Source organism: Saccharomonospora sp. NPDC046836, assembly GCF_040645195.1.
Lineage (GTDB): Bacteria > Actinomycetota > Actinomycetes > Mycobacteriales > Pseudonocardiaceae > Prauserella_A.
The window spans coordinates 49,014-61,813 of record NZ_JBEYXW010000011.1; the positions used below are offsets into that span (position 1 = coordinate 49,014).

General features: G+C 70.6%; 12 protein-coding genes and 1 pseudogene. 10 read left to right on the forward strand and 3 right to left on the reverse strand.

Annotated features, from left to right (window positions below; translation table 11 throughout):
* Positions 1–23 precede the first annotated feature (23 nt).
* The 3 genes from ABZ863_RS15120 to ABZ863_RS15130 all read left to right on the forward strand — a co-directional run bounded on the left by ABZ863_RS15120 (position 24) and on the right by ABZ863_RS15130 (position 3,733).
* Complete coding sequence (locus tag ABZ863_RS15120; RefSeq protein ID WP_358535505.1) at positions 24–2,297, forward strand: bifunctional SulP family inorganic anion transporter/carbonic anhydrase; 2,274 nt, start codon at positions 24–26, stop codon at positions 2,295–2,297.
* 35 nt (positions 2,298–2,332) lie between these two features.
* On the forward strand, positions 2,333–3,067 hold the full coding sequence (gene bioD / locus ABZ863_RS15125; protein ID WP_358535507.1) for a dethiobiotin synthase: 735 nt from the start codon (positions 2,333–2,335) through the stop codon (positions 3,065–3,067).
* Between the two features lie 111 nt (positions 3,068–3,178).
* Complete coding sequence (locus ABZ863_RS15130; protein WP_358535705.1) at positions 3,179–3,733, forward strand: DUF2567 domain-containing protein; 555 nt, start codon at positions 3,179–3,181, stop codon at positions 3,731–3,733.
* An 18-nt stretch (positions 3,734–3,751) separates the two neighbouring features.
* Here the strand turns inward: ABZ863_RS15130 and ABZ863_RS15135 are convergent, their stop codons facing one another.
* Together ABZ863_RS15135 and ABZ863_RS15140 are read right to left on the reverse strand one after the other, a co-directional pair.
* On the reverse strand, positions 3,752–4,438 hold the full coding sequence (locus ABZ863_RS15135; protein ID WP_358535706.1) for an LON peptidase substrate-binding domain-containing protein: 687 nt from the start codon (positions 4,436–4,438) through the stop codon (positions 3,752–3,754).
* A gap of 28 nt (positions 4,439–4,466) precedes the next feature.
* Positions 4,467–5,150, reverse strand: coding sequence for an NUDIX domain-containing protein (locus ABZ863_RS15140; RefSeq protein WP_358535708.1), 684 nt, complete (start codon positions 5,148–5,150; stop codon positions 4,467–4,469).
* Positions 5,151–5,253: 103 nt separating this feature from the next.
* Here ABZ863_RS15140 and nadA point away from each other — a divergent pair.
* The 3 genes and pseudogenes from nadA to nadC form a co-directional block, all read left to right on the forward strand.
* Positions 5,254–6,270 (forward strand): annotated as a pseudogene (nadA, locus tag ABZ863_RS15145) (quinolinate synthase NadA); the annotation flags it as partial.
* The gene (locus ABZ863_RS15150; RefSeq protein WP_358535509.1) at positions 6,267–7,907 is read left to right on the forward strand and encodes an L-aspartate oxidase; all 1,641 of its coding nucleotides are present in this window, start codon (positions 6,267–6,269) and stop codon (positions 7,905–7,907) included. The pseudogene nadA and the gene ABZ863_RS15150, both read left to right, overlap by 4 nt.
* Positions 7,904–8,761 (forward strand): carboxylating nicotinate-nucleotide diphosphorylase, encoded by an 858-nt coding sequence (nadC, locus tag ABZ863_RS15155; protein ID WP_358535511.1) that lies wholly within the window; start codon positions 7,904–7,906, stop codon positions 8,759–8,761. Before ABZ863_RS15150 ends, nadC begins: the two co-directional genes overlap by 4 nt.
* 1 nt (position 8,762) lies before the next feature.
* On the opposite strand, the gene ABZ863_RS15160 is transcribed toward nadC, so the two are convergent.
* The gene (locus ABZ863_RS15160; protein ID WP_358535513.1) at positions 8,763–9,554 is read right to left on the reverse strand and encodes a carbon-nitrogen hydrolase family protein; all 792 of its coding nucleotides are present in this window, start codon (positions 9,552–9,554) and stop codon (positions 8,763–8,765) included.
* Between the two features lie 47 nt (positions 9,555–9,601).
* Between ABZ863_RS15160 and hisD the strand changes: the two genes are divergently transcribed.
* The 4 genes from hisD to ABZ863_RS15180 are packed head-to-tail and all read left to right on the forward strand — an operon-like array spanning position 9,602 to position 12,779.
* Positions 9,602–10,927, forward strand: a complete 1,326-nt coding sequence (hisD, locus tag ABZ863_RS15165) for a histidinol dehydrogenase (RefSeq protein ID WP_358535515.1) — start codon at positions 9,602–9,604, stop codon at positions 10,925–10,927.
* The gene (locus tag ABZ863_RS15170; RefSeq protein WP_358535517.1) at positions 10,924–12,024 is read left to right on the forward strand and encodes a histidinol-phosphate transaminase; all 1,101 of its coding nucleotides are present in this window, start codon (positions 10,924–10,926) and stop codon (positions 12,022–12,024) included. The genes hisD and ABZ863_RS15170 overlap by 4 nt, the downstream gene beginning before the upstream one ends.
* Positions 12,021–12,620 carry an imidazoleglycerol-phosphate dehydratase HisB gene (gene hisB / locus ABZ863_RS15175; RefSeq protein WP_358535519.1) on the forward strand — a complete coding sequence of 200 codons (600 nt, stop codon included), beginning with the start codon at positions 12,021–12,023 and terminating at the stop codon, positions 12,618–12,620. Before ABZ863_RS15170 ends, hisB begins: the two co-directional genes overlap by 4 nt.
* Positions 12,621–12,779, forward strand: coding sequence for a hypothetical protein (locus tag ABZ863_RS15180; protein WP_358535521.1), 159 nt, complete (start codon positions 12,621–12,623; stop codon positions 12,777–12,779).
* The last annotated feature ends 21 nt before the right edge of the window (positions 12,780–12,800 follow it).

A 12,800-nucleotide genomic window follows, 5' to 3' on the forward strand; every position in this document is an offset into this window, starting at 1 on the left:
GTCACCAAGCTGGAGGGTCAGGTATGGCGCGGAACGTCGGTCACGAGAAACAGAGGAGTGAAGACGTACGCGTGCGGCCGCGGCAGCTGGGCAGCGTCCTGCGTTACGACGTGCCTGCCTCCCTGGTGGTGTTCCTCGTGGCGGTGCCGCTGTCACTCGGTATCGCGCTCGCGTCGGGAGCGCCGATCGTCGCGGGGTTGATCGCCGCCGTCGTGGGCGGCGTTGTCGGCGGCCTGCTCGGCGGGGCGCCACTGCAGGTGAGCGGGCCCGCCGCCGGGCTCACTGTGGTGATGGCGGAGACCATCAACCAGTTCGGCTGGGTCGTCACCTGCGCCATCACGGTGGGCGCCGGCCTTCTGCAGGTCCTTTTCGGACTCAGCAGAGTGGCACGGGTAGCGCTGGCGATCTCGCCTGCCATCGTGCACGGCATGCTGGCGGGCATCGGCGTCACACTCGTGCTCGGCCAGCTGCACATCGTGCTCGGCGGCACCCCGCAGAGCTCGGCGATCGACAACATCGTCGCGCTGCCAGGTCAGATCGTCAGCCACCACGACACGGCCGCGTTCCTTGGCATCCTGACCATCGCGATCCTGCTGCTGTGGGCCAGGCTCCCCGCGGCCGTGCGCAAGGTGCCGGGACCGCTGGCCGCGATCACGGTCGTGACCGTGCTGGCCACGGTGTTCGGGATGTCGGCGGAGCGGGTCGACCTGCCGGGTGACGTGCTTGCCCTCGACCTGGTGCCCCAGCTGCCCGCCGGCGGCTGGTTCGACTTCGGCGTCGCGGTGCTGACCATCGCGCTCATCGCCAGCGTCGAGACGTTGCTCTCCGCCGTCGCCGTGGATCGCCTGCACACCGGGCCGCGGGCGAACCTCAACCGTGAGCTCGTCGGCCAGGGCGTGGCGAACATGACCTCCGGCGCGCTGGGTGGCCTCCCTGTGACCGGCGTGATCGTGCGCAGCTCGACCAACGTCAGCGTCGGCGGGCGCACCCGGGCCTCCGCGGTCCTGCACGGCCTGTGGATCCTGCTGTTCACGGTGGCGCTGGCCGGTCTCATCGAGAGCATTCCGCTTGCCACGCTCGGCGGTCTGCTCGTCTACGTCGGCGCGAAGCTCGTCGACATCAAGCACATCCGGCAGGTGCTCAAGCACGGTGACCTGCCGCTGTACCTCGTGACACTGGTCGGTGTCGTGGCGGTCGATCTGCTCAGCGGCGTCCTCATGGGAATCGCGCTGTCCCTCGCCCTGATGCTGCGCCGCATGATGTGGTCGGGAATCCACGCGGAGGGCGACGGGCAGCAGCGACGGGTCGTCATCGAGGGTGCGCTGACGTTCCTTTCGGTGCCGCGTCTGTCCACTGTGCTCAACTCGTTGCCCGGGCGCAGCACCGTGACGCTCGAGCTCGTCGTCGACTATCTCGACCATGCCGCCTTCGAATGCCTCTCCGGCTGGCAGCAGGCTCACGAGCGCGCCGGTGGCACGGTCGTCGTGGACGAGATCGGCCACCCGTGGTTCGCCCGTGGCAAGTCGGACAGTCCGATTGTCAGGAAAGGTCAGGCGAAACCGCCGCTGCCGCGCTGGCTCGCATCGTGGTCGGAGTGGATGGCGAAGGACTTCGGTGTCGAGATCCCCGATCAGCGCACCGGCCCGCTTCGGCGGGGTACCTCGGAGTTCCAGGCGCGCACCGCGCCACTGGTGCAGGAGACGCTCAGCAAGCTCGCCGCCGGGCAGGAGCCGCACACACTGTTCATCACCTGTGCCGATGCCCGGATCGTGCCGAACGTGATCACCACGAGCGGTCCCGGCGACCTCTTCACGGTTCGCAATGTCGGCAACCTCGTCCCGCAACGGCAGGGGGAGTTCGCCGGCGAGGACAGCTCCGTCGGCGCAGCCATCGAGTACGCGGTGAGTTTCCTCGGCGTGCGTGAGGTCGTGGTGTGCGGGCATTCGTCGTGCGGCGCGATGCAGGCGCTGAGCGGCGACGCACCCGGCGGCCTGCCGTCGCTGAGCCAGTGGCTGCGGCACGGCGAGCCGAGCCTGCGCAGGCATGCCGCGCAGGCTGCCGTGACGTTGGACGGGCGGGAGCCGGAAACGCCGGGCGACCGGCTTGCCTTGCACAACGTGCTGCAGCAGCTCGAACACCTGCGGCGATACCCGATGATCGCGCGGGCCGAGAGCCAGGGTGAGCTGCATCTGACCGGGATGTACTTCGACGTCGGCAACGCGCAGGTGTACTTGTTCGACGCCGAAACCGGCGCGTTCGTGCCCGCCGGAGCCGAACGGGTGGTCAAGACCGGGTGATGCGGAATCGCCTGCCGGTATTAATGTCGTGTGACGTGACCGTGCTGGTGATCTCTGGAACGGGGATCGGCGTCGGCAAGACAGTGGTGACCGCGGCTATTGCCGCGCTCACCAGGGATCGCGGCGATGCCGTCGCGGTGCTCAAGCCTGCCCAGACCGGTGTGGCCCCGGACCAGCCTGGTGACCTCGCCGAGGTACGCCGCCTCGCGGGCGACGTCACCACCCGGGAGCTGCGCCGTTATCCGGACGCGCTGTCCCCTGAAGCGGCGTCCCGGCGCAACGGGCTGCCACCGGTGACCCCGGCGGAGGCCGCGCAGGCGGCCACGGAACTGCACACCGCACACGACCTCGTGCTCGTCGAGGGTGTCGGCGGGTTACTCGTGCGGTTCGACCCAACGGGTGGAACCGTCGCCGACGTCGCCTGGTCTGTCGGCGCGCCGGTGTTGATCGTGGCTGAGGCCGGGCTCGGCACGCTCAACGCCACGGCACTCACCGCCGAGGTCGCCGTGCGGCGTGGGCTGGACGTCATCGGCATCGTCATCGGTTCCTGGCCCGCTGAGCCGGATCTCGCGGCCCGCAGCAATGTCGCCGACCTTCCGGTCGCGGCGGGCGCGCCCCTGCTGGGGGTGCTGCCCGCGGGGCTCGCGCGGGCGGGCCGGGACGAGTTCCTCATCGAGGCCCGGCGCGGGCTTTCGCCGTGGTTCGGTGGGCAGTTCGACCCCGATCTCTTCGCCGGGGCACGTCGGTGCCCCAGTGACGGTCCGTTGTAACCGAGACGGCGACTCCACCTCCGTCGGCGCGGCACCGGCCGGTTAGGGTGTGGCGAACGTCGGGCGTGGTGCGAAAGGGAGGCCCGGGTGCCGGAGCAGCAGGCCGAATCAGTGCGATTCGCGCAGGCGTTCGCGGGTGTGCGGCGAGAGCAATCGAGGGTGGTCGTCAAGGCCGACCTGTTACCCGCGGTGAGTGTGCTGTCGCTGGTGGGCCTGCTCGGTATCCCTCTTGGCTGGCTCTGGTCCGTTGTGGCGCCGCCGCAGCGAATGCGGGTGGTGCGGTCCGACGGCGCCATGGTGCCGTTGCAGCTGGAGAGCTGGCACCGTTTCGACGATCTGGCGATTTTCGTGCTGATGGCACTGGTCGCGGGCTTGATCGTCGGTGTCGCGGTGTGGTTCCTGCGCGAGCGGCGGGGCCCGGTGATACTGCTTGCCGCCGTTGCCGGATCGCTGCTCGCCACCTGGCTCACAGCGCGGATGGGCATCGCGTTCGCCGACGGTCGCTACGCCGTCACCGAGGCGCCTGCGCTCGGTGCCATCGTCGAGCGGGCGCCCGTGCTGGAGACGGCCTGGGTACTCGTCGCCCAGCCGCTGACGACGGCGCTGGCCTACGGGTTGCTGGCGATGTGGAACAGCCAGGACGACCTGGGGCGCCGACTGGGCTGAGATCCCAGCCGGGGCGGGTTAGTTGAGGCTGGGCCTGGCGTCGCTGTTGATCTCCACGATCGGTGCTGGTACCGCGCGCAGCGCTGCGAGCAAACCGGCTTCCCGGTACAGCAAACGGCACACTGTGCTGAGCCTCCGCAACGGGTGGCGATCCTCCAGCAGCGCCTGCCGGTCGGCCAGCGGCAGCAGGCAGTCGGCGGCGAGCAGGTAGGCGAGTTCGCCGGTGGTGGACTCCGGTGGGGGTGCGCGCCAGCCCTCCTGTTCCCAGGCCACCTCGCCATAGCGGCGGTAGGCGCCAATCGCCAGCTCGCTCAGCCGGGCGGTCGGCTCCTCGCTGGCTTCTGGCAGCGGCAGGTCGTCGAGCCATTCGATGGTCCCGAGCAGGTACGGCGCCGACTGCGCGTCGAGGTCCAGCAACCGGAACCGACGGTGACCGGTGGTGACGATGTCGAAGCGCCCATCGGGCAAGCGCTTTGCCTGCCGTAGTCGCGCTGCGCAGCCGACCGGGTGCAGGTGCTCGACGGTGTCCACTTCCCGCACCAGTGGCGTCCTGATGGCGATGACGCCGAAAAGGTGATCCGGCAGGGTCTCGTTGACGAGGTCGATGGTCAGCTGCCGGTACCGCGGTTCGAAGATGTGCAGCGGCAGGTGCGCGCCGGGCAGGAGCACGGTTTGCAGCGGGAACAAGGGAAGCGTCGTCCGCATGCTGTCCGGTCTCGTGTCTGCCACGGTCTCACGGTACGGTGTCCGGCCGGGATACGCGCGCTCGCGAACGGGCCCCCGCCGGGGGCGCCGGGGGTTTGAGGACCGCGAACGGGTCGGTGACCTGCATGTCCCCGTGCGCGAACGAGTACAGCGCCGCCGGCCTGCCGCCTGCCTTGCCGGAGGGCGCGGTACATCCGGTCGGCACGAGCAGCCCGCGCCGGGACAGCACCCGCTGCAGGTTGGTCGCGGAGACGCGGTAACCTAGCGCGGCGGAGTACAGTCGGCGCAGGGCCGAGATGGTGAACTCCTGCGGCGCGAGCGCGAAACCCAGGTTGGTGTAGCTCAGTTTCGCGCGCAGCCGGTCCCTCGCCCGCAACACGATCGCCTCGTGGTCGAACGCCGTGCGTGGGAGCGCGTCGACCGGATGCCATGCCGTGTCCTCGGGCACCTCCGGATCGGCGCCTGCGGGCACGAGCCCGAGGAAGGCTGTCGCCACCACGCGTGGCCCCGGTACGCGATGAGGATCGCTGAACACTGCGAGCTGCTCGACGTGACTGAGCTGCTGGATGTCGACCTTCTCGGCGAGCTGGCGGCGGATGGAGGTCTCCACGTCCTCGTCGGGGCGCAGCCGTCCGCCCGGCAGTGACCAGCGTCCGACGTGCGGATCGAGCGCGCGGCGCCACAGCAGCACCTGCAGTGTGTCGTAACGCACCTGCAATACGGCTGCAAGAACCTCGTGTGCCAGTGGGCTGGTGCTGTTAATATGAGACCGCACGGTTTTCGATTATAAGGCGAAAACTAACGCACGCAATCGGAGGCTCCAAATGACAGTGCAGGCGGAGGCACTCGTGCCCTATGGGGGAGTCGAGGCGGACGCGGCGTGGGCCGACGAGGTGCGCCGGCTCGCGAAGGAACGCGACGCGGTGCTGCTCGCGCACAACTACCAGCTTCCCGAGATCCAGGAGATCGCCGACCACACGGGCGACTCGCTCGCGCTGAGCCGCATCGCGGCCGCCAGTGACGCCGCCACGATCGTCTTCTGCGGCGTCCACTTCATGGCCGAGACCGCGAAGATCCTCGCTCCGGACAAGACCGTGCTGATCCCGGACGCGCGAGCGGGCTGCTCGCTTGCCGATTCGATCACGGGCGAGCAGCTGCGCGAGTGGAAGGCCGAGCATCCCGGCGCGGTGGTGGTCTCCTATGTCAACACGACCGCCGAGGTCAAGGCGGAGACCGACATCTGCTGCACGTCGTCGAACGCTGTCGACGTGGTGTCCGCCATCCCCGAAGACCGCGAGGTGCTCTTCTGCCCGGACCAGTTCCTCGGTGCGCACGTCAAGCGGGTGACCGGGCGGGAGAACCTGCACATCTGGGCAGGGGAATGCCATGTGCACGCCGGGATCAACGGCCCCGAGCTGGCCGAGCGAGCCGCGGCGGCGCCGGATGCGGACCTGTTCATCCATCCCGAATGCGGCTGCGCCACCTCGGCCCTCTACCTGGCAGGCGAGGGTACTGTCGCGCCGGAGCGGGTGAAGATCCTCTCGACCGGGGACATGTTGCACGCGGCCAGGGAGACGCGTGCCACCTCGGTACTGGTCGCCACCGAGGTCGGCATGCTGCACCAGCTGCGCAAGGCCGCACCCGAGATCGACTTCCGGGCCGTCAACGACCGCGCGTCCTGCCGGTACATGAAGATGATCACTCCGGCCGCGCTGCTGCGCTCCTTGCGTGACGGCGCCGACGAGGTGCACGTCGACCCGGACACGGCTGCCCGTGCACGGGCCTCGGTCCAGCGGATGATCGAGATCGGCAAGCCTGGCGGCGGGGAATGAGCAACCCGGTTAGCGACCAGGAGGCGAAAACCACGCAGTGGGAAGCCGCCGCTGATCTGGTGGTGCTGGGCAGTGGTGTGGCCGGGCTGACGGCGGCGTTGCGGGCCAGGGAGCTCGGCCTGCGCGTGCTCGTGGTGACGAAAGCGGCGGTCGCCGATGGCAACACCCGCTGGGCGCAGGGTGGGGTCGCGGTCGTCCTCGATGGCGAACGGGACGAAGGCGACACGGTCGCCGCGCATGCGGCCGACACCCTCACCGCGGGTGCGGGGCTCTGCGACACGACCGCCGTGCACGACATCATTACGGCGGGTCCGGCCGCGGTCGCGAAGCTGCGCGGGCTCGGCGCGGTGTTCGACGCGGGTGTGGCCGGCCTCGCGCGGACCCGTGAAGGTGGGCACAGCGCGTTCCGCGTGATCCACGCCGGCGGGGACGCGACCGGCGCCGAGGTCGAGCGGGCACTGGTCACGGCGGCAGGCGAGCACGGGATTCCCGTGCTCGAGCGGCATATCGCCGTCGACGCACTGCGTACCCCGGCAGGGGCGGTCGCGGGCGTGACCGTGCTCGACCCGGACGGCGTGCCCGGCGTCCTGCGCGCGCCAGCGGTGCTGCTGGCCACCGGCGGATTCGGTCAGCTCTACCAGGCGACGTCGAACCCCGAGATCGCCACCGGTGACGGGCTCGCGCTCGCCCTGCGTGCCGGTGCGCTGGTGGCCGACATCGAGTTCGTCCAGTTCCATCCGACGGTGCTCTACACGCCGGGAGCGCGGGGGCGCTGCCCGCTGGTCACCGAGGCGGTGCGAGGCGAGGGCGCCGTGCTCGTCGACGTGACGGGCGCACTGGTGATGCGCGGCGTTCACCCGCTCGCCGATCTCGCGCCCCGTGATGTCGTGTCGGCGGCGATCACCCGGCATCTGGCGCAGGCGCCGGGAGGTGTCGACGACCACGTCTACCTCGATGCGACCGGGATTTCCGGCTTCGCGCAACGGTTTCCGACCGTGTACGCGGCGTGCACCACGGCGGGCGTTGACCCGCACCGGGAGCCGATCCCGGTGACACCGGCCGCGCATTTCGCCTGCGGGGGCGTGGTGACCGGCATCGAAGGGCGCACCGGTGTCCCGGGCCTGTACGCGGCGGGCGAGGTCGCGCGCACCGGCCTGCACGGCGCCAACCGGCTCGCCTCCAACAGCCTGCTCGAAGGGCTCGTACTGGGGGAAAGGGCCGCTGAGGCGGCGGCTGCTGACCTGGCGGCAGGGGCACTCGGCAACCCGCTGCACGGTCGGTTGCCCGCGACCGTGGCCGCCCCGGTCGCCGAGCGGGACGCACTGCAACGGGTGATGAGCCGGTACGCGGGCATCGGCCGCGACGCCGAGGGGCTCGCCGTCGCGGGCTCGGTGCTCGATCTGTCGGTCGAGGACAGTCCGTTGTGGACGCACAGGATGGTCGAGGACGCCGCGCTGACCTTGCTGGCGCAGGCGCTCGTCGCGGCCGCGGCGCGGCGCACCGAATCACGTGGCTGCCATGTGCGTACCGACTTCACCGAGCGCGACGACGAGCTCTGGCAGCGCAGCCAGCTGATCCGGCTCAGCCCCTCCGGCCAGCCCGTGCTGGCGGACCCGATCCTGGAGGGTGTGGCGTGACCGGCCCCGACATCGACCGCGACGACCTGCGCCGCGTCATCACCACGGCGCTGGAGGAGGACCTCCGGTACGGACCCGACGCCACCACCGCGGCGACCGTGCCCGCCGGTGCGGTCGCCACCGCGGAGCTGACCCCCCGCGCGCCAGGGGTCGCCGCGGGCATCCCGGCCGCCCTCGCCGTGTTCGACGAGGTGCTCGGCGACGGCTACGAGGTGCTGCACCAGCAGGCCGATGGGACCGTGCTCACCGTGGGGGAGCCCGCGCTCGTCGTGCGGGGCAGCGTGCGCAGGCTGCTCACAGCGGAGCGCACGGCGCTGAATCTGCTCTGTCACCTGTCCGGCATCGCGACCGCCACCGCGGCGTGGGTGGCCGCGGTGGCGGGTACCGGCTGCGCGATCCGGGACTCCCGCAAGACCCTGCCGGGCCTGCGGTTGCTGCAGAAGTACGCGGTCCGCTGCGGCGGCGGGGTGAACCACCGGCTCGGGCTCGGCGATGCGGTCCTCATCAAGGACAACCACGTCGTGGCTGCCGGCTCGGTCACCGAGGCACTCCGGCTCGCTCGAGAGCACGCGGCCGGGTTGCCATGCGAGGTCGAGGTCGACGACCTCGGACAGCTGGCGGAAGCGCTGACCGCCGGTGCGGACGAGGTGCTACTCGACAACTTCACGCCCCAAAACTGCGCCCGTGCGGTGGAGTTGCGTGCTGCGGAATCCCCGAAGACCCGGCTTGAGTCCTCCGGCGGGCTGCGACTGGAAAACGCGCGGTCCTATGCGGAGTCCGGTGTGGACTATCTGGCCGTCGGCGCGCTGACCCACTCGGCCCCGGCACTCGACCTCGGCATGGACCTGCGGTAGGTCACAGCTTCCGGTTCGCCAGCACGCCCGTCGCCGTGCGCGACTGTTCGGCCACCGCGGGGTCGATGTCGGTCACGAGGAGTTCCGGTGCGGCACCGGCCTGGGCATGTACCCGGCCGAACGGGTCGGCCACCGTCGAATAGCCGATGCCGGTCGGCGCCTTCGGGTTCACCTCGACGCCCGCGGCCGCCGGATCGGCCTGACCGCAGCCGAGGATCCAGCTGCCCGAGTCGAGTGCCCGCGCCCGCACGAGCAGCTCCCACTGGTCCCGCTTGCCGGGGCCCGCTCCCCACGAGGTGGGCACCGCGACCGCGCTCGCGCCCGCCTCGGCCAGTGCCTGGAACAGCGCGGGAAACCGCACGTCGTAGCAGGTGGCCACGCCGAGCCGGACGCCGTCGACGTCCACCGTCACCAGCTCGGTGCCGCCCGCGACCGTGTCGGACTCACGGAAACCGAACGCGTCGTAGAGATGGATCTTGTCGTAGCCACGGTGCTCGCCGAGTCCGGTCAGGAGCACGGTGTTGCGGACGCGGTCGCCGTCCGGGGTGAACATGCCCGCGATGATGAGCACCTCGTGCTCGCGGGCGATCTCCCCGACCTCCCGCGCCCACGGACCGTCCAGCGGCTGCGCCAGCGGGGCGAGCCGGACGCCGAAGTGGGCCATCGTGGCCTCGGGGAACACCACCACGCGCGCGCCTTCGCCCGCGGCCTTGCCGGTCCAGCCGCGTACGAGCCGCAGGTTCTGCTCGGGATCGGCGCTGGATGTGGCCTGGCACAACGCGACTCGCAGCACGGCTACCTCCCGGTCGCGGGCGACATCGTTCCTCGTACCCTAGACCTATGTTGAGCCGCACCGACCTGCGAGGTCGTGTCCCTTCACCGGTGGAGCTGCGCGCCACGCTGCCGCGCGCCGAGGTGGACGTGGACGCGGCGCTGCATCAGGTGCGTCCGGTGGTCGAGGCGGTCCGGGACCGCGGGGTCGAGGCGGTGCTGGACTACACCGAGCGCTTCGACCGGGTCCGCCCCGCGGCCGTGCGCGTGCCGGCCACCGAGCTGCGGCGCGCGCTGGCCGAGCTGGACCCGGCCGTGCGCGAGGCCGTCGAGGAGTCCATCGCCCGAGCCCGAGTCGTGCACGCCGACCAGCGTCGTGCCGACGTCACCACGCAGGTCGCCGAGGGTGGCACCGTCACCGAGCGCTGGGTACCGGTCGGCCGGGTGGGCCTTTACGCGCCCGGTGGGCTCGCCGTCTACCCGTCGAGCGTGGTGATGAACGTCGTGCCCGCGCAGGCGGCCGGTGTCGCCTCGCTGGTGGTGTGCTCGCCGCCGCAGGCGGAGTTCGGTGGGCTGCCGCACCCGACGATCCTCGCGGCGGCCGCCCTGCTCGACGTGGACGAGGTGTGGGCGGTCGGGGGTGCGCAGGCGGTCGCCCTGCTGGCCTTCGGCGGCACCGACACCGATGGCAGCACGCTCGAACCCGTCGACATGGTCACCGGCCCAGGCAACATCTACCTGACCGCTGCCAAACGGATGCTGCGCGGGCTGATCGGTATCGACTCCGAAGCGGGGCCCACCGAGATCGCCATCCTTGCCGACGAGACCGCCGACCCGGTGCACGTCGCCGCCGACCTGGTGAGCCAGGCCGAGCACGACACCCTCGCCGCCAGTGTCCTCGTCACCACCTCGGAAACGCTGGCGGACGCGGTCGACGCCGAGCTGGAGCGCCGGGTCGCGGCGACCAAGCACACCGAGCGCATCGGCGAAGCCTTGCGCGGCAAGCAGTCGGGCACGGTGCTGGTGTCCACACTGGACGATGGGCTGCGGGTGGTGGACGTCTACGCCGCCGAGCACCTCGAGATACAGACGGCGAACGCACGTGAGGTCGCCGGGCGCGTCCGCAATGCGGGCGCGGTGTTCGTCGGCCCATACGCCCCGGTGTCGCTCGGTGACTACTGCGCAGGCTCCAACCATGTCCTGCCGACCGGCGGTTTCGCGCGGCACTCCTCGGGACTGTCGGTGCAGACGTTCCTGCGCGGCATCCACGTGATCGACTACAGCGCCGACGCGCTGCGCGAAGTGGCAGGCAAGGTCGTGGCACTGGCCAACGCCGAGGACCTGCCAGCACACGGCGAGGCCGTGACGGCACGTTTCCCCGGTGGTGCCGCGTGACCGCCGGCGACGAGGTGACACTGGAGCAGCTGCCGCTGCGTGCGGACCTGCGGGGACGCAGCCCGTACGGGGCGCCGCAGCTGGACGTGCCGGTGCGGTTGAACACCAACGAGAACCCGTACCCGCCGCCGGCCGAGCTGGTGGCGGACGTGACCGAGTCGATCCGCGCGGTGGCCGCCGAGCTGCACCGTTACCCGGACCGCGACGCCGTGGGCCTGCGCCGTGACCTGGCCGCCTACCTCACGGAGTCGACGGGGGTGCCGCTGACGGAGCGGAACCTGTGGGCTGCCAACGGATCGAACGAGATCCTGCAGCAGATCCTGCAGGCATTCGGCGGTCCCGATCGCAGCGCGCTCGGCTTCGAACCGTCCTACTCGATGCACCCGATCATCGCGGCGGGCACGCGCACCGAATGGGTGCCGACGCCGCGCCGCCCGGACTTCACGCTCGACACCGCGCGTGCCGCGGGGCTGGTCGCGCAGCGGCGTCCGGACGTGGTGTTCGTGACCAGTCCGAACAACCCCACCGGTGGCTCGATCCCGCTGGGTGAGCTGGAGGCGGTGTTGCGTGCGGCGCCGGGCATCGTGGTCGTCGACGAGGCCTACGCCGAGTTCTCCACACAGCCGAGTGCGGTGCACCTGCTGGATTCCTATCCAGCCAAGCTGATCGTCTCCCGCACGATGAGCAAGGCGTTCGCGTTCGCCGGTGGCCGGCTCGGCTACCTCGCTGCGGCGCCCGCGATGGTGGACGCGCTGCAGCTGGTACGCCTGCCCTACCACCTCTCCTCGCTCACGCAGGCCGCCGCCCGAGCGGCGCTCGCACATGCGGAGCAGACGCTCGCGTCCGTCGCGAAGCTCGCCGTTGAGCGTGATCGGGTGGCAGAATCCCTGCAGGGCCTCGGTTTCACGCCGGTGCCGAGTGACGCGAACTTCATCCTCTTCGGACGGTTCGCCGACGCGGCAGCGGCTTGGAAGTCCTATGTGGATAGCGGGGTGCTGATCCGGAACGTCGGCATCGAAGGCCACCTCAGGGTGACCATCGGCACGCCCGAGGAGAACGACGCCTTTCTGCAGGCGAGCAAGGAGGTCCCCAGGTGAGCCGGGTCGGCAAGGTCGAACGCACCACGAAGGAGTCCTCGATCACGGTCGAGGTCGATCTGGACGGGACCGGCCAGGTGGAGGTGGCCACCGGCGTCGCGTTCTACGACCACATGCTGCACTCCTTCGGCGTGCACGGGTCGCTGGACCTGCGCATCGAGGCGCGGGGTGACGTGCACATCGATGCGCACCACACGGTCGAGGACACGGCCATCGTGCTGGGGCAGGCGATCCGCGAGGCGCTCGGCGACAAGAAGGGCATCCGCCGCTTCGGCGACGCCTGGATCCCGATGGACGAGACGCTCGCGCACGCGGCGATCGATGTCTCCGGCCGGCCCTACTGCGTGCACGTCGGGGAACCCGAGCAATTCAATACGTTCACCATCGGTGGCAACTACCCGTTCGTGCTGACCCGCCACGTGTTCGACTCGCTGTCGTTCCACGCGCAGATCGCGCTGCATGTCCGGGTCGTGCACGGCAGGGACCCGCACCACATCGCGGAGGCGCAGTACAAGGCCGTCGCGCGGGCACTGCGGGCGGCCACCGAGGCCGATCCCCGCGCAGGCGGGATTCCATCGACGAAGGGTGTGCTGTAGATGTCGGGCGAATGGGTCGCGGTGCTGTTGCTGGCTCTTGCGGGTTTCCTGGGTGGCGGCGTCTACAGCACCTGGAAGAACAACTCCCGGGGCCTCTCCGTCGCCCTCGGCGCCGCCGCCCTCCTCTCCATCGGCGGCGCCATCACCTGGCTGGCCTGACTTAATAGTTGGACGTGGCCC